Origin of the sequence: Bradyrhizobium sp. LCT2 (assembly GCF_009931255.1) — a bacterium.
Classification (GTDB): Bacteria; Pseudomonadota; Alphaproteobacteria; order Rhizobiales; family Xanthobacteraceae; genus Bradyrhizobium; species Bradyrhizobium diazoefficiens.
The window spans coordinates 4,387,072-4,405,981 of the sequence record NZ_CP034432.1 but is presented as its reverse complement, the minus strand read 5'-3'; the positions used below and the strand labels follow the sequence as shown (position 1 = coordinate 4,405,981).

Genomic DNA, 18,910 nt, shown 5'->3' with positions numbered 1-18,910 from the left:
ACTAAACGAAGGCCGGGGCCGCGGTCGCGGCCTTGCCGCCTCACCGTTAGGAGAGATTTGATGCGCCGTTCACTGGTGTTGCTGTCCGCCGGACTGACAGTGCTGTCCACCGGACTTTCCGCTGGACTTGCCTCCGCCCAAAACAACACCCCCCGCAACCTCATCCTGTTCATCCCGGACGGGCTGCGCGCGCTGAAGGTCACCCCTGAAACGGCGCCCGCGATGGCCGAGGTCCGCGACAAGGGTGTCAACTTCAAGAATCCGCATTCCCTCTTCCCGACCTTCACCATGGCCAACGGCTCGGCGATGTCGACCGGCCACTATCTCGGCGACACCGGCGTGTTCTCCAACACGATCTGGACCAACTACACCTCCGTCCCGGCCGGTGACACCGTGGTCCCCTTCATCGAGAACGACGCCGTGCTCGGCGACATCGACGAGCATTTCAAGGGCGACTATCTCAACGAAGAGACCATTCTGAAAATGGCCCGCGACAAGGGGCTGAGCACGGCGGCGATCGGCAAGGTCGGGCCGACCTACCAGTTCGACCACACCGACAAGCCCGAGAAGCCCGGCCTGCATTCGGTGGTGTTCGACGACTCCACCGGCGGCAAGAACGGCGTGGCGCTGTCGGACGAGGTGAAGGCGGCGCTGACCAAGGCCGGCCTGCCCCTTGCGACGCCCCCGCGCGGCGACAACAGCAAGGCCGGCGATGCCAAGACGCCCGGCACCACCGTCGCCAACGTCGCGCAGCAGGCGTATTTCGCCGACGTCGCCGCCAAGGTGGTGCTGCCGATGTTCAAGGCGCGCAACAAGCCGTTCGTCCTGGTGTTCTGGTCGCGCGACCCTGACGGCAGCCAGCACAACACCGGCGACAGCCTCAACCAGATCATGCCCGGCATCAACGGGCCGACCTCGATGGCCGGCATCAGGAACGCCGACAACAACCTCGCCCAGCTCCGCAAGGCGCTCGACGAGCTCGGGCTCGCCGCCTCGACCAACATCATCATCTCGGCCGACCACGGCTTCTCGACGATCTCCAAGGAGAGCAAGACCAGCCCGTCGGCCAAGGTCAGCTATGACGACACGCCGAAGGACTTCCTGCCGATGGGCTTTTTGGCGCTCGACCTTGCAAAAGCGCTTGATCTGCCGCTGTTCGACCCCAACGACAAGAATGCGAAGGTCGAGGGCAACAAGCATCCCAAGGCCGGCAACGGCGTGCTCGGCAAGGATCCGGAGAAGCCCGATCTCGTCGTCGCCACCAATGGCGGCTCGGACCTGGTCTACCTGCCGAGCAAGGACAAGAAGCTCGCGGCGAAAACGATCAAGGCCCTGCTCGAGCAGGACTACGTCTCCGGCCTGTTCGTCGAGGACTCGCTCGGCCGCTTCCCCGGCACGCTGCCGCTGTCGAGCCTCAATCTGCGCGGCAAGTCGGCGACGCCGACGCCGTCGATCGTCGTCAACTTCCGCTCCTATGCCAGCGATTGCGGCGAGGCGCCGACCAACTGCTCGGTGCAGGTCGCCGACACCGTGCTGCGCCAGGGCCAGGGCATGCATGGCAGCTTCAGCCGCGGCGACACCATGAACTTCATGGCCGCGATCGGACCGGATTTCAAAGCCGGCTATGTCAGCCTGATCCCGGTCAGCAATGCCGACGTCGGCATGACGGCCGCCCAGCTGATGGGCCTGCGCGGCGCACACAACGGCGGCCTGATCGGCCGCGTGATGTCGGAGGCCCTGCCCAACGGCATCGTGCCGAAGGCATTCAAGGGCGTCGAGAAGTCGAAGATGTCCGAGAACGGCCTTCAGACCGTGCTCAACCTCCAGCGCGTCGGCAGCCAGCGCTATTTCGACGCCGCCGGCTTCCCGGGCCGCACGCTCGGACTCGAGCCGGACGCCGGCAAACAAAAAACGGCGGGGAAATAACCCCGCCGCTTGTTCGCGTCTTCAAGAGACGCAAATTTACATGCCGATGTCGAACACGTTCGGCAATTGGCCCGCCAGAGGCAGCGCGGTGGCGCCCAGGAAGGTCGCCACCATCGCCATCAGGCGACGATTGTTCTGGCGCTTGCCGCGCATCTGGCCGGCGATCCACTCCAGCATCTCGCTGTTGACCTTGGAGGCATAGGACGGCGCCCAGCTCTCGATCTCGGTGTCGGCCGACAGCGCGACGCTGCGCGGCGGCACCTTCAGGCCCGAGGCGCTTGCGGCGTAGTGAGCCACGGCCTTGGCAAGCAGGTCGTCGAACCGGCCGCCGTCGGTGCGCTCGGTCGCGGCCTCGTTGATCTCGAACAGCGTCTCGGCTTCGGCGCGGCTGACCGGCTGGTCGTTGACGGCGGTGGCGGTCAGGATGCGCGTGCACCAGGCGGTGTCATCGGCATCGAGCGAGCGGGAGAAGTGCACCCGGCCCTTCGTGGTCGGGCCTTCGCCCGTGATCACGCCGTCGCGCACGATAGAGAGAGCATGAGCCGCGGTATCGCGGCAGGACGGTTCGAGGGACGGCGACTCAACAGACTTAGGCGAAGCGGCAGACATAGTTCACTTCCAGATTTCTTCTGACCGACCAGCATTTTCATGCGGGCGTAAAGGGGTGGTTAATGATTCGATACGGGGATCGCGACTTTTCTCAATGGTTGCCGATTAGTCGCTATGAGGACCATTTCGGTTCCGGAGAGCGTCGGGCGGGCGTGATGCGGGTCATAAAAGGCTTTATCGGGGCAATCGAGACCGTGAGGCCCCGGTGGAGATGTTTCGCCGCAGGTGCCGCTGTAACAGAAAAGTGCTAGGAGATCGGCTCTTCAGAGAAGGAATTCACATTTTACTTCAAGCGGTTCAGTCAACGTTCACTTAGCCTCGCCAAGCCCCTATACTGACGGCGACGGCCAGAGACCAATTCTCAAGCAAATTCAATGTGATGAGGTAGAACCATGACACTTCCGATCGGCACCACCGCCCCCGACTTCGAAGCTGAGACGACCGAAGGGAAGATCAAGTTCCACGATTGGATCGGCAACAGCTGGGCACTGCTGTTCTCGCACCCCAAGGACTTCACGCCGGTTTGTACGACCGAGCTCGGCGCACTGGCCAAGCTGAAGCCGGAATTCGACAAGCGCGGCGTCAAGCTGATGGGCCTCTCGGTCGATCCGGTCGATCGCCACGCGAAGTGGTCTGAGGACATCAAGGAGACGCAAGGCGCGGCTCCGAACTATCCGATGATCGGCGACACCGACTTCAACGTCTCCAAGCTGTACGAGATGCTGCCGGCCTCGACCTCGGGTGATCCCCTCACCCGCACGCCTGCCGACAACCAGACCGTCCGCAACGTCTTCATCATCGGGCCGGACAAGAAGATCAAGCTGGTGCTGGTCTATCCGATGACAACGGGGCGGAACTTCCAGGAGATCCTGCGCGTCGTCGACTCGCTCCAGCTCACCGCCAAGCACCGCGTCGCAACCCCGGCCGACTGGACGCAGGGCGAGGACGTGATCATCGCAGGCTCGGTCTCCAACGACGAGGCCAAGACGATCTACCCGCAGGGCTGGAAAGAGCCGAAGCCCTACATCCGGATCGTGCCGCAGCCTAAGTGACTTTTGGCGGTCGCGAATAGCGACCGCTAAAAGTCATCCCGGGATGGTCCGAAGGACCAGACCCGGGATCTCGAGATTCCGGGCTCGGTGCTGACGCACCGCCCCGGAATGACCGCGTTGGAGCCCTACGCCGCGTGAACGCGCTCGAGGAAGCCGTCGACCTCGGCCTTCAGATGCAGGCTCTCGCCCGACAGCGCCTGCGCGGAGGCAAACATCCGGCTCGACGTCTCGCCGGTCTCGCTTGCGCCCTTGGCGGCGTGACGGACGTTGACGGCGACCTCGGCCGTACCCGAGACCGCGGCGCGAACACTGGCCACGATGTTGTGGGTGGCGCTCTTCTGCTGCTCGACCGCAGCCGAGATCGAGCCGGCGATGCCGCTGATGCGCTCGATGGTCTGGCTGATCGCCCTGATGGCGGCGACCGATTCCTCGGTCGCAAGCTGCATGCTGGCGATCTGGTTCGAGATCTCGTCGGTCGCCTTGGCGGTCTGGCCGGCGAGCGTCTTGACCTCCTGAGCCACGACCGCAAAGCCGCGGCCGGCATCGCCGGCACGCGCGGCTTCGATGGTGGCGTTCAGCGCCAGGAGGTTGGTCTGCTCGGCGATTGAGGTGATCAGCTTGACGACGTCGCCGATGCGCGTGCCCGCCTCGGAGAGCTGCGCGATGCGCTGGTCGGTGACCTCGGCCTGCCTCACCGCCTCGGCGGAGATCTCGTTCGATTCCTGCACTCTCCGGGTGATCTCGGAGATCGACTGGCTCAGCTCGTCGGAGGCTGACGCCGCCGAACGCACGTGCTCGGAGGCGTCCTCGGACGCCCCGGCCGACTGTGCGGACAGATCGGCGGTCGAGCGTGCGGTGTCGGTCAATTGCCGCGCCACCCGCTCGAACTCGCCTGACGACGTCAGCACCTTGTCGAGGATGCCGCCGACGCTGCCGCGGAACTGCTCGACGAAGTTGCGCAGGTCGGCCTTGCGCTGCTCGACTGCGGCAGCCGAAGCCGCCGCCTGCTCGCTGCGCATGCGGGCGCGCTCCAGCGAATTGCTCTTGAACACCGCGACGGTGCGGGCGATCTCGCCGATCTCGTCGGCGCGATCCTCGCAATCGATCTCGACGTCGCTCTGGCCGTTCGCCAGCGCCGTGAGCGAGCGCGTGACCGAGGTGAGCGGCCGGGTGACACGGCGGACGATCAGCAGGGTGAGGATTAGAACCAGCAGCGCGGCGAGCCCTGCGGCGGCGGCCATGCTCGAGATCGCCTGGGTCAGCATGCTCTCGAACTGGGCCATGGGGATGCCGACGTAGAGAATGCCGGCGACCTTGCCGGTCGCGTCCGCGACCGGGAAATAGGCGGTCATGAAGGACTTGCCGAACAGAACGGCCGGGCCTTTGTAGGCCTCGCCACGGCGCAAGCCGGCCTGCGCCGGATGATCGGCGGCAAGCTGGGTGCCGACGGCGCGGTCGCCATTCTCCTTCTTCACATTGGTCGAGCGGCGGACGAACTGCCCGCTCGCCTCGTCGAACACGAACAGGGTTGCGTTGCCCCCGACATAGGACACCGCGCGGTCGACGATGGCGTGATCTCTAAATTCGGGCATCTTGGGGATCTCGGCGCGCGCGACCGCACCATCCCGCACAGTGATCTTGGCGTCGGGCACGATCTCGGCAAAGGCCAGCGCCAGCGTGCGCAGATTGACCTCGATGTCGCGCAGCGCGCGGTCATTGAAGGCGTTGGTCAGCGACCAATAGCCGGCGCCAACCACGAGCGCCGTGTTTACGGCGATCAGCAGCACGGCGCACAGGACGGCCTTGGTGCCAAGTTTGAACTGCGGCAGGAACTTCGCCGTCGAAAGGCTGGACATGAATGGAATGACCCCCGTAATTCCTGCATAATCGTGCAAGGGGCTTACGGCCGCATTAACGGCGGTTCACGCCGCCCCATGCTTTACAAATTGTAAACGAGGACGCCCTGACCACACCAAGCGCGCCGCCTATCGTCGTCTGGTTCCGCGATGACCTCCGCCTGTCCGATCACCCCGCCCTCCATGCCGCCGCCAAGACCGGTGCGCCGGTGGTTTGCCTCTACGTACTCGACGACACAGCCGGCCGGGCACCCGGCGGCGCGGCGCGCTGGTGGCTGGCACAGTCGCTGCGGGCGCTCGGCGCCGAGATCGCAGCGCGGGGCGGATCGCTGATCCTGCGCAAGGGACCGGCGGCCGGGGTGATCCCCGAGGTGGCGCGCGAAAGCGGCGCCCGCGCCGTCTACTGGAACGGGATCGCGCAAGCGCCGCATCAGGCAGTTGAGAGGCAGCTCGAAGCGACACTGGCAAAGCTCGGCGTGGAGTCGCAAAGCTTCCCCGGAGACTTGATCGCCCCACCTTCGGCGATCCGCAACAAAGAAGGCCGGGGCCTGCGCGTGTTCACGCCGTTCTGGCGGCGCGTGCTGTCGCTCGGCGATCCGCCAAAACCCCTGCCCGCGCCGAAGCAGCTGCGCCCGGATCCAAAGATCGTGAGCGACAGGCTGGAGAGCTGGCAGCTCGCGCCGACCAAGCCCGATTGGGCGGGCGGCCTGCGCGAGCGCTGGACGCCGGGCGAAGCCTCGGCCCGCGCGCGCCTGCGCGACTTCCTCAAGACGATCGCGCGCGGCTATGCCGGCGACCGCGACCGCCTGGACCGGGTGGGCACGTCAGGCCTGTCGCCGCATTTGCGGTTCGGCGAGCTCAGCCCGCGGCAGGTGTGGCACGCCGCGCGCTTCGCCGCGGCCGAGGATGCGGCGCTCGGGCCCGGCATCGAGAAGTTCCTGAGCGAGCTCGGCTGGCGCGAATTCTGCCGCCACCTCCTCCACGACCACCCCGACCTCGCCACCGAAAACCTGCAAACGAACTTCGACGGCTTCCCCTGGAAGCGCGACACCAAGGCGCTCGCCGCCTGGCAGCGGGGCCGCACCGGCTACCCGATCGTCGATGCCGGCCTGCGCGAGCTCTGGCACACTGGCGTGATGCACAACCGGGTACGGATGGTGGCGGCGTCCTTCCTGGTCAAGCACCTCCTGATCGACTGGCGCGATGGCGAGGCCTGGTTCTGGGACACGCTGGTCGATGCGGATGCCGGCAGTAATCCCGCCAACTGGCAGTGGGTCGCGGGCTGCGGCGCCGATGCTGCGCCCTATTTCCGCGTGTTCAATCCGCAGCTGCAGGGCGAGAAGTTCGATCCCGATGGAACCTATGTCCGGCGCTGGGTGCCGGAGCTGCAAGGACTGCCGGCGAAGCTGATCCACCAGCCCTGGCAGGCGACGCCGATCGAGCTGGCGAGCGCCGGCGTCACGCTCGGCAAGACCTATCCGCAGCCGATCGTCGATCACGCCCGGGGACGCGAGCGTGCGCTCTCCGCCTACGCAAAGATCCGCAAAGGTTGAGGGTTGCTTTGACACAATTTTGAAACCCGCTATCGTCATCGCTCCATACAAACCGTGGGGGACGATATGGACGACGATAAGCCGATCACCGAACAGGCAATGGAGACGATCACCACCGCCGTGGATGCGACCAAGGACGCCGCAGTCACGGCCGTCAAGAAGGTCAGGAAAGCCGCCAAGAAGGTCGCGAAAAAAGTAGCGCCGAAGAAGGCCAAGAAGGCTTCCAAGAAGAAGGCCAAGAAGACTTCGAAGAAGGCCGCAAAGAAGTCGTCGAAAAAGGCGGCCAAGAAGACCGCGAAGAAGGCCGTGAAGAAATCCGCGAAGAAGGCCGCCAAGAAGAAAAAGAAGGCCAAGAAGGCCAAGCGCTGATCGCGCTCCCGAGAGCAGACACGAACAAGCCTTCGGGTGCGGACGCGCCCGGAGGCTTCGCCCCGCAATAGCCTATCCTCGCCGCTTGGCTGCGCGCCGCCCCGGATGATGGACCCCTCGCGGGTCGCGAAATTCGCTGCGATGGCCGCGCCGGTCCTCCTTGGCAAAGCGCCGCCGTTTCTCGGGCGAGCCGAACTGCTTGATCACCCGCCTGCCGTTGACCTTCTTGATGACGTAGCCGCCCTCGGTCATCGAGAACGGCTCCTTCAGCGTTCCCTTGTGGTCGAACTTGGTGCCGCTCGGATGCTCGAACGGTTCGAACCAGGACGGATAGACGAAGTTCGACATCTCGAAGCCGCCGACGAAGAAGGAGTCCTCCTCCACGGCGTCGCAGACCTCGTAGGCGTATTGCGTGTTCCTATTCTTGTCGGCCCAGAGATTGGCCATGGGGTCGAGCACCATCTCGAACAGCTCGTGCGAGGCCGCGACGCTGACGGGCTCCTCGCCCAGCGCCTTGACGAAGATCTTCGAGATCGGCTGGCCGCGATGCGTCAGCTCATGGCGCCCGAGCAGTCCCTCATGCGAGGCGTCGTCGAAATAGACGAGCTGCCAATCGGTGGGCTTCGGCCTTTTCGTGACATAAAGGTCGACCGGATAGCCCCACACCGGCAGGAAATGCTTGTCGTAACACTTCTGGAGCGCCGCGGTGAGCTGGCTCATCATGCGGCCGCTGATCGTTTCCTCCGCGTAGTTGATGCAGGCAATCCGGACCGGCTTCAGGGACCGGCCGAGCAGCGCACGTCTCGCCTTCTTCATGGAGGTCACCGCGTGAAAGGGAAGCTGAAATGCGGCCAGCCTAACACGGCGCGCCGCGCACGTCAGGGATGTATGCCGTCGCCTCGCCCCGTCAGCCTAGACGCGCCGGTTGACCACGAACACCGCGGCCGCGCACATCGCCATGCCGGCAATCGCCATCGCATCGAGCTTCTCGTCGAACAGTGCGTAAGCCATCAGCGCGGTCACGGCGGGCACGAGATAGAACAGGCTCGCGACCGACGTCGCCGCGGCGTGGCGGATCAGCCAGTACAGCAGCCCGATCGATCCGATCGAGAGCGCCACGGTGAGCCAGGCGAGCGCGAGCACGAACTCCCGCGTCCAGTGCACCACGCGATCCTCGAACAGGAAGGCGCCGATCGCGAAGAAGACGGTGACGGCCACATATTGCACGAGATTGCCGGCGCGCCAGTCGATGTGGTTGCAGTAGCGACGCTGATAGAGCGTGCCGAGCGTGATGCTGATCAGCGAGACCACCGAGGCAAGCCAGCCGAGCCCGGCTTCGCCCGTCATGGGACGGTTGTGCAGGATCAGCACCACGCCGCCGAGGCCGAGCACGAGCCCCGCCCATTGCAACGGCGTCACCTTCTCGCCCAGCCAGCGGTTGGCGATGGTCGAGGTCAGGATCGGCTGCAGGCCCGGAATCAGTGCGGAGAGCCCGGCCGGAATCGAATGCGCGATCGCGATCGCGGTGCCGCCGAGATAGAAGCCATGGACGAGGATGCCGGCAACCGCGCTGTGCGCGATGCCAATACGGTCGGGCCATTTCGGCCGCGCAATGCCTGCGATGATCGCCATCAGGCCGACCACGATCGCCATGCGGATGGCGAGATAGGTCAAGGGATCGGCGTTGCTGATGACATATTTGGTGCCGATGAATCCGGTGCTCCAGAGCAGGACGAACAGGATCGGCGCGGCGCGGGCGGTTAGGGCTTCTTGATTATGGTTCATTGCCGCCCTCATTGCCCCATGGGGGCCGATGCGGCAATGCGAATTTCTCGCCTAGCGATGCTGCGCTGCGACGAGCGGCAGCGGCTCGGATCAGCCGCTCACCATTCTTCCGGACAGGGGTCGATGATCTTCCAGAGCTCGACGCCGTTCTTGATCTTCTTCATGTCGGTGGTGAGCCCGCCATTGCGGCGGATCCAGTCCTTCACCGTGTCGGGATAGTAGGACATCAGGTCGGACGTCCCTTCCGAGCTGGTGACCTTGATGCCGAAGGTGAAGGCCTTGTCGTAATAGGCCTGATGGAAGCCGAGGCTGGCGCGCGGCGTCACGCAGATCTTGTTCATCGGCACGATGCCGAGCACGAGCGTGCAGGCCGAATTGCAGATGCCGTCGATGATGACGCGCTCGCCCTTCTCGCGGACCCGCTTGTACTTGGCCTTGTACTCCTCGACATAGCCGCCATGGTCGCGGGTGATGTGCAGCTCGGCCCGCGCCGGCGTGGCGGCGGCGAGGCAGAGCAACAGCAGGCTCAAAAGCGTGATGCGCATGGCGGCGGACGACGAAAGCCTTCAGGAATGGGACCGGCCTCGAAGGACCCCCAAAGGGCCGGCAACAGGATTCTAACCGAATTCTCTTTGGTCATACTTGTGTGGGGAATTCGTTAAGCATCCCGAAAAGGCCAAAAATGGGCAGGGTCCGGCCGCACTTCCGGCAATTCTGTCACACCCACCCGGGAATCGGCGGGACTGGCCCCGTTTTCCGGCCGCCGGACAGGTGTCCTGGCGGCCTGAAATGGCTATAATCGGACGACCTATTCGCGCGGGTTCCGGAGAATCGAGATGAGCAAGTTGAAGCTTGTAGCCGCGGTTGCTGCCCTGTCGGCCGCAATCCTAGCCCCTGGTCTCGCGGAGGCGCGGGGACATCACCGGTACCACCGCTCCTACGTCAACCCGCTGCCCTACCCGATCAGCTATCTGCACAATTATGGCCCCGGCATCACCCCCGGCACCTTCGCCTATTACGACGGCCCCTCGACGAACCGCTGCTACCAGAGCGCGGCCGCCTATGTCGGCCAGGACCGCCGCCGGCACCCCTGCTTCTGAGGGGCGCCGGCGCGTCCGCTGCGGGCGTCCCTATCTGGCGGCGCCCGACAGCAGCAATTGCTTCTCGATCTCGTAGACCGGCAGCTTGACGAGGTCCTTGCCCACCTCGCCCTGAAGCGCCTTGCGCAAGACGTCCGAATAATCGGCGCGGATCATGCCGAGCGCACGCGGCGAGGCCACCATGGTCAGGGCCGACGTCTCGCCCGAGCTGACCGCGGCGTCGAGCCGGCTGGCCAGGCCGCGCAGGAAGGCGCGCTCGGCCTCATCGTGCCAATCGGTCTGCTCGACCGAGCTGCGCGCACCGCCGGCTGCGCCATGCAATCGGCCCGGCGCATCGCTCCCTTGTGCGCTCGTCGGGGGATTGGGCTGCTCGTGCACCTCCCTGGTGTGCAGGTTCGGAAACATCTCGTCGCCGAGGTTTTCCAGAATGAGCGCCTTGCGCCCGTCGCACACGACCAGCCAGTCACCCTTGTCGATTCTCATCTTGTCCATTGCACAGCTCCAAGCAAACAGTGGGCCCCGGACCGATGCGGACGACCGGCCGAACGCGCTCTTCGTATTCCGCGAAGGACGGCCCACGGCGACAAGACTAGGGAGGAAGCACCGAAGATGAATTGCGCAGGATCAAGGTTGGTGGCGATGTCCCGCGATGCGGCCGCGAGGCAAGCACGACATGGCCAGAAGCGCGGAGCTGGAGCAATCTGGCACAGCCGGATCAGGCCCGCGGCGGAGCGACTGAAGATTTGTTCATCAGCATTACATTTCGGTTCCGCCACAATTTGATCAGAACAACTTCGATATCCTGCATCGCGTAAGCGGAGAAAGACATTATGAATCTGAAGATTGGCCTCGTCGCCGCGTCCCTGTTCGGTGCCCTCGCGGCATCGCCGGCGGCGTCCGCCATGCCCATCGCGCCTGCACCTGCTGTCCCGCAGGTCTCCGACGTCGAGCAGGTCCGCATGGTCTGCGATGCTTGGGGGCGCTGTTTCTGGCGTCCGAACTATTATGGATATTACGGCCCGCGGCCGTACTACGGCCCCCGATATTATGGACCGCCGCGCTACTACGGCGGCTACGGCCCGCGCTATTATGGTTACGGCTATCGCCGCTGGTAACATTCGAAGGGGCCCTCGGGGCCCCTTCGCTTTTGCAAGATCGCGGATGGTCCACGCGCGCCTGTTCGGCCGGTCTGGAGCAATTCCAAAACTGATCTAGATCAAAGAGAAAAATTCGCCGCGCCGACATTCTGCGACGATGGCCGACCTGATTGTTTTTCGATGCCCCCAGACGGGCATGAATGTGCAGACGCATCTGGAGAAGCAGCAGATACCGGAGGGACGGAGCTTCGAGTCCTTCGTCTGCCCCGCCTGCACGCGCATCCATTTCATCGACCTCGCCTCCGGCCAACCGATGAACCGGGAACGTTGACGGTGACAATGATCTGACGGACGCCTTGGCATGATGTCCGCAATACTACGGCCCGGAATCCGGTTTACTGAAGCGCGATGTTTCGCCATTGATGGCGATGTACCGACGTTCATTTTATTGTCACATTGCAGCAGCCGGCCAGACGCATGTTCGACGCCCTCGCCCCGTCCTCCGCGCTTCAACTGATCGACTTTGCCGATGTCGATGCCTTTCGGCCGATCGAGTCGATGGAGGACGCTCGAAGCATTCCGCTCGACGTCCCGAACTTCGCGGCCGCTCGCGCCGTCGTCTCTCTGCCGGCGTGCCGCATCATCGTGATGAGATCGTTCGCGCGCATCCTCGACACCGCCTATCGCATGCCGGGCGGGATGGTGATCCTGTCGATGACCGACGACCTTCTGGTCAATTCCAAGGGAATGGATCTCGACGCGCGCTTCTTCGTTGCGCTCCGCGGCAACGACGAATGCCATTTCGTCGAACCCCGCACGAACTATCATGCGATGATCATCTTCTCTCCAGGCCTGAAAGACCGGGGCTGGTTCGATCATGCCGACGATTTGCGGGCCTATGTCGCGAACCGGCCGGCCCTGCTGCACACACGGCAACTCCTGCTCGACATCCTGCGAACCGCGTCGGTGCAGCCGTTCCTGTTCGAGACCACCGAGGCCGCCGCCCATCTCCAGGAAGGCCTGCTGCTCGCGCTCGACGATTTGTTTCGGATCGACGCGCGACCGGAGCGGAGCACCTCGGTCCAGGGCGGGCGGTCGGCCAAGCTCGTGCAGTGGATCGACGAATACGTCGCGGCCTATCCGACCGCTCCGATCTATACGGCCGACCTCGCCGGCGAGTTCGGCGTCTCGATTCGGACGCTCGGCGGCGCAGTCAGCAAGGTGCGCGGCATGAGCCTGCACCAGTACATCCGCCTGAAGAGACTATGGGCGACACGCGCCCGGCTGCTGAAAGGCGGCGGCGCCACCGTTGCCACCTGCGCACGCGCCCAGGGTTTCCATCACATGGGCGAGTTTGCCGCTGCCTACCGTGCGACCTTCCACGAGGCGCCCTCGGACACGCTGGCGCGGGGGCGGCAGATCGGGCTTCCGACAAGCTGACGCCGCAAGCCGTGCGACGCTGACCGGCATCGACGCCACTTCGGAACATATCCGGAACATCAAGGCTGGCGCGCTCGGAAGGATTCGAACCTCCGACCCTCGGAATCGAAATCCGATGCTCTATCCAGCTGAGCTACGAGCGCCCCGGCCCGTACATCGGGCCGCAACCGAGAAGCGCCGGACCGTTGCTGGCGAACCAGCGTACCGGCGGCGTTCGGACGCGTTCGAATTAGCAGAGAGGCTGGCCAATAAAAAGCCCTTCCCGTCTCGTTTCGAGACGGGTCAGAGGCGCTCTCACCAGGTCGTGTTGAAGAGGCCGAAATGCGGCTGCTGGGCCACCATCATCGGCCGGCCGTATTGTGGCCCACCAAACTGTGGCCCACCATAATACTGCGGCGCCGGATGCGCCCTTGCGATCTTGCGCTTGGGCTGAGCCCGGGGCGAAGATGCAGCCGGTACCTCCGCCTGGGCCTGAGCCGTCTTCTTGGCTGCAACGGCATCAGCCTTCGAGCCCGGCGTGAACTGGGCGAACGTCTCGCGCACCCGCGCCTTGGCCGACATCTCGGCGAGCGCCGCCGAGGCGGCATCCTGCACCGGCGGCTGAGGCGCAACGACAGCTGCGGCTGCGGTCTTCATCGCGGGCGGGGCAATCGTCGGCTGGGTGGTGTCGAGCACGACGCGCTCAGGCAGGTGCCGATCGGACCGGATCCGGATCAACGGCTGGTCATTGCTTGCGGTCGCGACGACTGACGTCACGGGCGAGGCCGGCACAACGAAGTTCACCGCAAACAGCAGTGCGAGCAACGCTCCGCCGACAAACATGAAATACCGAAAGATGGGCATTGGCCGCGCTCCGCCCCCCGCAATCCCCGCGTGGGCACTCCGCCTTAACAGGCGATACTATAATTGGTTCCTGGCCCAGCCCTTTGGTTCAAATGGCAACCCCAGGTTTTTCTGCCAAGGCCCGGTAAGGGTAACTTTTCCGCTACCCGAAAATGCCGCCCTTTACGCGCGACGGGCTGCAACCAGCGAACACTTCGCCTGATCGGCATTGACGTTGACGTAGCCGACAGGGATGCGCGCAAAGGTCTTGCGGCTCTTCATGCTGACCGTGTCGGCCAGAACGCGGCTGCGGTCGGTCAGATGACTGCCGTCGCGCCGTGCGAACGCGCAAACGATCGCCAAATCCTTTACGGCATAGTCATTGTCATTTCGCAGCGTGAACGTCACCAGCGCCTTCGAGCCAAGGCCGCCGCGGCGCCAGGTCTGGGAGGAAATCCTGAGACGGTCGAGTTCTGCCGCAGCCTGGGCTTCGGACCCCGGCGTGACCGCAACTGCCGCATCGCCCGAAGGCGCCATCTCGACGGATGCCAACTCCGGCTTCACCGGTTCAGCGCTGTTGCCTTTGGAGAGCGGCAGCAGCATCCAGACGCCGCAGCCCACGATGATGGCGGCCAGCAGCCACAGAATGCTTCGGCCAAATGATACGCTCGCGACCGTCACGACCCGCGCCGTGCGCTCACCAATGGCGGCGAAGCGTCCCAACCCGACCCGCTCAAACCTTGCGCTCATGGCTGTATCACCGATCGTGGCCGCAACAGGTTCGACGGCGGATTGGGCCACTGCTTACCTTAATCCGGGAGACGAACTAAGGTTCCCGCGCTTCAAGCGAGTCGGCAAGGACGGTGGCGATCACCGGCTGGGGTCGCTAACATGCGCCGCAATATCGAAAGACCCTGTTGGGAGAACATGAAATGCCAATCGCCGTCACCTGGGATCACGTCCACCTGCGCAGCCCCGATCCGGAGGCCACGGCGACCTGGCTGCGGGACATCCTCGGTGGCGAGATCGTGCGCGCGCCCGGACGGATCGACGTGAACCTCGGCGGTGCCAGGATCTTCATCGCTCCGCTCGAGGGTGACAACGCCGTCAGTCCGCCGCCGCTGCATCCGCACCAGGGCCTCGACCATTTCGGACTCACGGTGAAGGATATCGACGCCGTCGCGGCCGAGATCAAGGCCAAGGGCGTCACGTTCACGCGTGAGCCGACGACGATCCGGCCCGGCGTGCGCATCTGCTTCATCCGCGGCCCCGAAGGTATTTCCGTCGAGCTGCTCGAGCGCGACAAGAAATACACCTGACGCGGCGCACGCCACATCGGCCATCAGCGAGACCGGGCGGCGTGCCGCCTGGCGCAGCTAAGTCATGCTGCCGGGCATGAAGCAGCGGATGGTGACGCCCATATAGCCGTAGATCGGCCACACCATGGTACGCCCGACCCGGTTCGGCTCCGAGATCACGGCCTCTTCGGGCACGTCGACCCAGACGAGTTCCTGCTTCTGGCCCTCGAGCGCGTAGCCATAGCGCGGGACGCGGACACGATAGTGCCCGTCCTTGCTGTCCCAGTCGGTGTCCGAGAGCGCCGAGCCGTCGGCATCGGAGCAGCACGGCCCCTTGCCGCTTCGCAGGCCGTCGAACCAGGCCTTCAAATCCGCATTGGTGTTGACGAACTGGCCGCGGTCACGGGCGTGCCCGAAGGGGGCTGCTAGCGCGATCAAGGCCGAGGCGCATGCCAGCTTCGTCACGCTTCGCCAGCGTACCGCGCTGCCTATCCGCCGTCGTTCGCTTTTGCAATTCGTGGGACGCGCACTGTACAGACGCGGCTGATCGCCGCCGGAATCGATCCAGTTGCTCACGTTTGTCTTGCTCCAGCACCCCGCGGCCAGTGCAACAATGGTTATGCATTTCGCGGGCCAACTTGATTCGCAACGACGGGCCTCGCCTCATGATGAGACCGTCATAACCGCGTCACAAACAAGCCGGGACAACTACGGCTCGCGGCCGCCGGCTATCGTGGCCGGCCGGCAAACTGCCGCGTTGCGCGAGGGGATGTGCTTTGGCATAAAAGCTCTACCGGTTACGCCATTGGGCGATGGCGGCCGGCCTGCGGGACGTTATGAAGAACGGCCTCTATTCGATCCACGTGAACCTGCTCGATGGTCGAGCGGGCAAGGGCAGCGGCGTGATTCTTTTCCGCGACGGCAAGATCCTTGGCGGCGATGCCTACCTCTATTACACCGGCAGCTACGTGGTGAAGGATGATCACTCCTTCAAAGGCGAGGTGCTGGTGCAGCGGCACACCTCACCGCGGGGCGACGACAATCCGCTGTTCGGCGGACCGGCGCCGGTCGGCATCGGCGTCAGTGGGACCTACACGGACACGCGCGCGGAGATGACGGGAACGGCGCTCGTCGGCAAGGCCAGCCTGATTTTCGGCGCTACTTTGCACAAGCTCGCCGAAGTCGACTAGCTATTCCGCAGCCTGCTCGAGCGGCGCCGTGCGCGGCAGGATGATCTGGATGCGCGTGCCCCCGCCCGGCTCGGAATCGAGATCGAGCCGGCCGCCGAGCCGGTTGGTGACGATGCTGTAGACGATGTGCAGCCCGAGTCCGGTGCCGCCCTGGTCGCGCCGCGTCGTGAAGAACGGATCAAAGGCGCGGCGGCGGACGTCGAGCGACATGCCGCAGCCGTTGTCGGAGAAGATGATCTCGACATTGTCCTTGCCGGACTCGCGCACCTGGATGTCGATGATCCCCGGACGCCCGTCGGGAAAGGCGTGCGCCACCGAATTGAGAAACAGGTTGGTCAGCACCTGCCCGTACGGGCCGGGATAGCTGTTCATGGTCAGGTTGGGCTGGCAATCGACGTTGAGCGTCAGATTGTGTTTGCGCAGGCCCGGCCGCAGGCTCATCACCACCTGCTCGGTGAGGTCGCCGAGGTCGAAGCTGCGCTGGTCCGAATAGTTGCGGTCGGCCGCGACCTGCTTGAACGACTGGATCAGCTCGGCGGCGCGGTTGAGATTGGAGACCAGCTGCGAGGATGCGTCGCGGCTGGTGTTGAGGAACTCGTTGAGCGTCGAGCGGCGGAGCTCGCCGCGCTCGACCTCGGACGTGAACATCGCGGTCTTGCGCTCCAGCGCGGAGGCGACCGTCAGGCTGATGCCGACGGGATTGTTGACCTCGTGAGCGACGCCGGCGACCAGCCGTCCGAGCGCGGCGAGCTTCTCCGCCTCGATCAGCGAGGCCTGGGTCTCGCGCAGATTGCGCAGCGCGGTCTCCGCCGATTCCTTGGCTTTGCGCATCTCCTGCTCGCCGCGCTTGCGCTCGCCGATGTCGAGCGCCACCGTGACGATCCGCTCGATCTCGCCCTCGGCATCGAGCAGCGGCAGCTTGTTGACAAGCCATTGGCGCATGTTGCCGGAGGCGTCCTTGTACTCCTCCTCGTAGAAGCCGAGCCCCTTACGGAGCCTCAGCACGCGCTTGTCGTTCTCGTCAGTCTTGGCCGCGCCGTAGCGCGACATCAGGTCCGCGGTGGTGCGGCCGAGCGCATCGCCAGGCTCGATGCCGAAGATGCCGGCCATGTAGCGGTTCATCAGCACATAGCGCAGGTCGCGGTCCTTGACGTTGATGACCGCGGGCACGGTATCGATGACCTGCTGGAGCAGGCGCCGGCCCTCGGCGATGGCGTCTTCCGCCCGCTTCTGGTCGGTGATGTCGCGCAGCGTGCCCTCGTAGCGGATGATCTTGCCCTGCTCGTCCCGCACGCCGGTCGCACTGTCGGAAAGCCAGAGGATGTCGCCGCTGCGCTGGCGCACCTGGTACTCGAACTCGCGCACCATGCCGTCGCGATGCATCAGCCGCTGATACTCGACGCGCGCCTCGGGGTGGACGTAGATCGTATGGGCGATGTCGTTGATGCTGTCGATGAGGTGCTGCGGGCTATCATAGCCCATCATCCGCGCCAGCGCCGGATTGGCGTTGAGGAGGTCGCCGGCCGGCGTCGTCACATAGATGCCGTCGACCGAGCCCTCGAACAGTTTCCGGTAGCTCTCTTCGGCGAGGCGCTGCTCGGTGAGCGCGCGCACCGCCGCCTCGCGCGCGGTGTCGGCTTCTTCCAGCGCGCGGCGGAACACTTCGGCGGCGCGTGCGATGTCGCCGATCTCGTTGTCGACGTCGGCGGACGGGATCGAAGTGTCTTTCTGGCCGGCCGCGAGCGCGCGAATCGATCGTGCGATCTGGGCCAGCGGACGCACCGTCCGCCGCACCACGAAGCCGGCCGCGAGGATGCCGATCAGCACGCCGATGCTGCCGAGCACGATGCTCTGCCACCGCGCCTCCGTAAGCGTGCGGGCGAAATCGCGCGACAGCACATGGCCGCGCCTTGCGCTGACCTCGCGCAGCAATTCGGTGACGCGGCCGATCAGCCGGCCCTCGGTGCCCAGCACCTCGCGGTCGATGTCGGCGATCTGCCGCTCCCGGACGGCGACCGCCATGATCGCCTCGGCGTAATCATTCACGGCCGTCCGGAGCTTGGCGTCGGCGATGTCCATCGTCCGCATGTTCTGCGCGGCCTGCTCGGCCGCGGAGGGATTACGCGCGAGCAGCCCGAGCGCGATCCGGCTCTGCGCCTCGGATAGGCGCGAGGCGAGCTCGCGGTCCGCGGTGCCGGAGACCGCCGCGTCGAACTGGTCGCGCAGCGGCGGCAGGCCGGCAAGCAGCTGGGCGCGGCGGTCGATCAGGGTGGAGATCCGCTCGAGGCCGTTGCGATAGGTCGCAAGGCGCTCGGTGACCCCGTCGATCATGTCCTGCTGCTCGGGCGCGAGCTCGATACGGGTCTTCTTCAGGATGTCGCTGAGCGTCGAGGCCGCCTCGCCCACCTGCTTGAACTGGATGCCGGCGCCGGGGTCGGTGACGAAGTCGCGCGCAGCAAGGCGCAATTCGTTCATGCGGCGGTCGATGTCCTCGGCAAGGTCGCCGACGCTCTGGAGCCGCTGCAATTCGGCGAAGGTCGTGTCGATGTGCCGGATCGCGATCACGCTCGCGGTCGAGGTGACGATGATCACCGCCAGCACCAGGATGAAGCTTCCGAACGTAAGCTGGCCGATGGACAGCGAGAAGATTCGCTTTTTCTCGGGGGGCGGCGTCAAGTCGGCGGACATTGGTGCGTTGAGGGACCGGGCTGTTGGAAGCCCAATATACGACGTATTGCACGCCCGGGGGAACCTGCCTCCCGCCTCGGAATATCCTTAATATCGTGGTTCTCGCCCCGCCCTCCTCGCCGGCT

20 protein-coding genes and 1 tRNA gene are annotated in these 18,910 nt (G+C 64.9%); 10 read left to right on the top strand and 11 right to left on the bottom strand.

Going from position 1 to position 18,910, the window contains the following annotated elements; genetic code table 11:
* Window positions 1-60: 60 nt before the first annotated feature.
* Entirely contained in the window at window positions 61-1,926 is a 1,866-nt protein-coding gene (locus tag EI171_RS21225; protein ID WP_110116336.1) for an alkaline phosphatase family protein, read from the top strand.
* Window positions 1,927-1,962: 36 nt separating this feature from the next.
* On the opposite strand, the gene EI171_RS21220 is transcribed toward EI171_RS21225, so the two are convergent.
* Complete coding sequence (locus EI171_RS21220) at window positions 1,963-2,535, bottom strand: hypothetical protein (protein ID WP_038967084.1); 573 nt, start codon at window positions 2,533-2,535, stop codon at window positions 1,963-1,965.
* Window positions 2,536-2,927: 392 nt separating this feature from the next.
* Here EI171_RS21220 and EI171_RS21215 point away from each other — a divergent pair, with 392 nt between their 5' ends.
* Window positions 2,928-3,587, top strand: coding sequence for a peroxiredoxin (locus tag EI171_RS21215; RefSeq protein ID WP_011088064.1), 660 nt, complete (start codon window positions 2,928-2,930; stop codon window positions 3,585-3,587).
* 125 nt (window positions 3,588-3,712) lie between these two features.
* Here the strand turns inward: EI171_RS21215 and EI171_RS21210 are convergent, their stop codons facing one another.
* Window positions 3,713-5,443 carry a Cache 3/Cache 2 fusion domain-containing protein gene (locus tag EI171_RS21210; protein ID WP_097532102.1) on the bottom strand — a complete coding sequence of 577 codons (1,731 nt, stop codon included), beginning with the start codon at window positions 5,441-5,443 and terminating at the stop codon, window positions 3,713-3,715.
* Between the two features lie 107 nt (window positions 5,444-5,550).
* Here EI171_RS21210 and EI171_RS21205 point away from each other — a divergent pair, with 107 nt between their 5' ends.
* Window positions 5,551-6,996 (top strand): deoxyribodipyrimidine photo-lyase, encoded by a 1,446-nt coding sequence (locus tag EI171_RS21205; RefSeq protein WP_161537049.1) that lies wholly within the window; start codon window positions 5,551-5,553, stop codon window positions 6,994-6,996.
* A gap of 66 nt (window positions 6,997-7,062) precedes the next feature.
* Window positions 7,063-7,365: a hypothetical protein gene (locus tag EI171_RS21200; RefSeq protein ID WP_038967080.1), complete on the top strand. Its 303-nt coding sequence runs from the start codon at window positions 7,063-7,065 to the stop codon at window positions 7,363-7,365.
* 72 nt (window positions 7,366-7,437) lie between these two features.
* Here the strand turns inward: EI171_RS21200 and EI171_RS21195 are convergent, their stop codons facing one another.
* The 3 genes from EI171_RS21195 to EI171_RS21185 all read right to left on the bottom strand — a co-directional run bounded on the left by EI171_RS21195 (window position 7,438) and on the right by EI171_RS21185 (window position 9,695).
* Window positions 7,438-8,181, bottom strand: coding sequence for a hypothetical protein (locus EI171_RS21195; protein WP_161534592.1), 744 nt, complete (start codon window positions 8,179-8,181; stop codon window positions 7,438-7,440).
* A 96-nt stretch (window positions 8,182-8,277) separates the two neighbouring features.
* Window positions 8,278-9,150, bottom strand: a complete 873-nt coding sequence (locus tag EI171_RS21190) for a DMT family transporter (protein WP_028171433.1) — start codon at window positions 9,148-9,150, stop codon at window positions 8,278-8,280.
* A 98-nt stretch (window positions 9,151-9,248) separates the two neighbouring features.
* Window positions 9,249-9,695, bottom strand: coding sequence for a hypothetical protein (locus EI171_RS21185; protein WP_011088070.1), 447 nt, complete (start codon window positions 9,693-9,695; stop codon window positions 9,249-9,251).
* Between the two features lie 291 nt (window positions 9,696-9,986).
* Here EI171_RS21185 and EI171_RS21180 point away from each other — a divergent pair, with 291 nt between their 5' ends.
* On the top strand, window positions 9,987-10,250 hold the full coding sequence (locus tag EI171_RS21180; protein ID WP_028171432.1) for a hypothetical protein: 264 nt from the start codon (window positions 9,987-9,989) through the stop codon (window positions 10,248-10,250).
* Window positions 10,251-10,280: 30 nt separating this feature from the next.
* Here the strand turns inward: EI171_RS21180 and EI171_RS21175 are convergent, their stop codons facing one another.
* Entirely contained in the window at window positions 10,281-10,742 is a 462-nt protein-coding gene (locus tag EI171_RS21175) for a host attachment protein (protein WP_161534591.1), read from the bottom strand.
* A 338-nt stretch (window positions 10,743-11,080) separates the two neighbouring features.
* Between EI171_RS21175 and EI171_RS21170 the strand changes: the two genes are divergently transcribed.
* The 3 genes from EI171_RS21170 to EI171_RS21165 all read left to right on the top strand — a co-directional run bounded on the left by EI171_RS21170 (window position 11,081) and on the right by EI171_RS21165 (window position 12,787).
* A complete protein-coding gene (locus tag EI171_RS21170) occupies window positions 11,081-11,365 on the top strand; it encodes a hypothetical protein (protein ID WP_028171430.1) in 285 nt (94 codons plus the stop codon).
* A gap of 139 nt (window positions 11,366-11,504) precedes the next feature.
* Window positions 11,505-11,678 carry a zinc ribbon domain-containing protein gene (locus EI171_RS44820; protein ID WP_011088072.1) on the top strand — a complete coding sequence of 58 codons (174 nt, stop codon included), beginning with the start codon at window positions 11,505-11,507 and terminating at the stop codon, window positions 11,676-11,678.
* Between the two features lie 146 nt (window positions 11,679-11,824).
* Entirely contained in the window at window positions 11,825-12,787 is a 963-nt protein-coding gene (locus EI171_RS21165; protein ID WP_028171429.1) for an AraC family transcriptional regulator, read from the top strand.
* A gap of 66 nt (window positions 12,788-12,853) precedes the next feature.
* Here EI171_RS21165 and EI171_RS21160 read toward each other — a convergent pair.
* The 3 genes from EI171_RS21160 to EI171_RS21150 form a co-directional block, all read right to left on the bottom strand.
* Window positions 12,854-12,930: transfer RNA gene (locus EI171_RS21160), tRNA-Arg, on the bottom strand.
* Window positions 12,931-13,081: 151 nt separating this feature from the next.
* A complete protein-coding gene (locus EI171_RS21155) occupies window positions 13,082-13,630 on the bottom strand; it encodes a hypothetical protein (RefSeq protein WP_161534590.1) in 549 nt (182 codons plus the stop codon).
* 162 nt (window positions 13,631-13,792) lie between these two features.
* Window positions 13,793-14,359 carry a hypothetical protein gene (locus tag EI171_RS21150; protein WP_161537048.1) on the bottom strand — a complete coding sequence of 189 codons (567 nt, stop codon included), beginning with the start codon at window positions 14,357-14,359 and terminating at the stop codon, window positions 13,793-13,795.
* A gap of 182 nt (window positions 14,360-14,541) precedes the next feature.
* Here EI171_RS21150 and EI171_RS21145 point away from each other — a divergent pair, with 182 nt between their 5' ends.
* Window positions 14,542-14,928: a VOC family protein gene (locus EI171_RS21145; protein WP_011088081.1), complete on the top strand. Its 387-nt coding sequence runs from the start codon at window positions 14,542-14,544 to the stop codon at window positions 14,926-14,928.
* A gap of 57 nt (window positions 14,929-14,985) precedes the next feature.
* On the opposite strand, the gene EI171_RS21140 is transcribed toward EI171_RS21145, so the two are convergent.
* On the bottom strand, window positions 14,986-15,483 hold the full coding sequence (locus EI171_RS21140; protein WP_011088082.1) for a hypothetical protein: 498 nt from the start codon (window positions 15,481-15,483) through the stop codon (window positions 14,986-14,988).
* 260 nt (window positions 15,484-15,743) lie between these two features.
* Here EI171_RS21140 and EI171_RS21135 point away from each other — a divergent pair, with 260 nt between their 5' ends.
* Window positions 15,744-16,097 carry a GrlR family regulatory protein gene (locus EI171_RS21135; protein WP_028171426.1) on the top strand — a complete coding sequence of 118 codons (354 nt, stop codon included), beginning with the start codon at window positions 15,744-15,746 and terminating at the stop codon, window positions 16,095-16,097.
* Here EI171_RS21135 and EI171_RS21130 read toward each other — a convergent pair whose 3' ends face one another.
* Window positions 16,098-18,785, bottom strand: coding sequence for a PAS domain S-box protein (locus EI171_RS21130; protein ID WP_011088084.1), 2,688 nt, complete (start codon window positions 18,783-18,785; stop codon window positions 16,098-16,100).
* Window positions 18,786-18,910: the final 125 nt, after the last annotated feature.

Excerpts from the sequence above, each read along its gene's own strand:
- EI171_RS21165 (WP_028171429.1), top strand. The coding sequence starts at position 11,825 with ATGTTCGACGCCCTCGCCCCGTCCTCCGCGCTTCAACTGATCGACTTT.
- EI171_RS21145 (WP_011088081.1), top strand. The coding sequence starts at position 14,542 with ATGCCAATCGCCGTCACCTGGGATCACGTCCACCTGCGCAGCCCCGAT.
- EI171_RS21150 (WP_161537048.1), bottom strand. The coding sequence starts at position 14,359 with ATGAGCGCAAGGTTTGAGCGGGTCGGGTTGGGACGCTTCGCCGCCATT.
- EI171_RS21130 (WP_011088084.1), bottom strand. The coding sequence starts at position 18,785 with ATGTCCGCCGACTTGACGCCGCCCCCCGAGAAAAAGCGAATCTTCTCG.
- EI171_RS21225 (WP_110116336.1), top strand. The coding sequence starts at position 61 with ATGCGCCGTTCACTGGTGTTGCTGTCCGCCGGACTGACAGTGCTGTCC.
- EI171_RS21155 (WP_161534590.1), bottom strand. The coding sequence starts at position 13,630 with ATGCCCATCTTTCGGTATTTCATGTTTGTCGGCGGAGCGTTGCTCGCA.
- EI171_RS21220 (WP_038967084.1), bottom strand. The coding sequence starts at position 2,535 with ATGTCTGCCGCTTCGCCTAAGTCTGTTGAGTCGCCGTCCCTCGAACCG.
- EI171_RS21200 (WP_038967080.1), top strand. The coding sequence starts at position 7,063 with ATGGACGACGATAAGCCGATCACCGAACAGGCAATGGAGACGATCACC.
- EI171_RS21175 (WP_161534591.1), bottom strand. The coding sequence starts at position 10,742 with ATGGACAAGATGAGAATCGACAAGGGTGACTGGCTGGTCGTGTGCGAC.
- EI171_RS21180 (WP_028171432.1), top strand. The coding sequence starts at position 9,987 with ATGAGCAAGTTGAAGCTTGTAGCCGCGGTTGCTGCCCTGTCGGCCGCA.
- EI171_RS21135 (WP_028171426.1), top strand. The coding sequence starts at position 15,744 with ATGAAGAACGGCCTCTATTCGATCCACGTGAACCTGCTCGATGGTCGA.
- EI171_RS21195 (WP_161534592.1), bottom strand. The coding sequence starts at position 8,181 with ATGAAGAAGGCGAGACGTGCGCTGCTCGGCCGGTCCCTGAAGCCGGTC.
- EI171_RS21190 (WP_028171433.1), bottom strand. The coding sequence starts at position 9,150 with ATGAACCATAATCAAGAAGCCCTAACCGCCCGCGCCGCGCCGATCCTG.
- EI171_RS21185 (WP_011088070.1), bottom strand. The coding sequence starts at position 9,695 with ATGCGCATCACGCTTTTGAGCCTGCTGTTGCTCTGCCTCGCCGCCGCC.
- EI171_RS21215 (WP_011088064.1), top strand. The coding sequence starts at position 2,928 with ATGACACTTCCGATCGGCACCACCGCCCCCGACTTCGAAGCTGAGACG.
- EI171_RS21170 (WP_028171430.1), top strand. The coding sequence starts at position 11,081 with ATGAATCTGAAGATTGGCCTCGTCGCCGCGTCCCTGTTCGGTGCCCTC.
- EI171_RS21210 (WP_097532102.1), bottom strand. The coding sequence starts at position 5,443 with ATGTCCAGCCTTTCGACGGCGAAGTTCCTGCCGCAGTTCAAACTTGGC.
- EI171_RS44820 (WP_011088072.1), top strand. The coding sequence starts at position 11,505 with ATGGCCGACCTGATTGTTTTTCGATGCCCCCAGACGGGCATGAATGTG.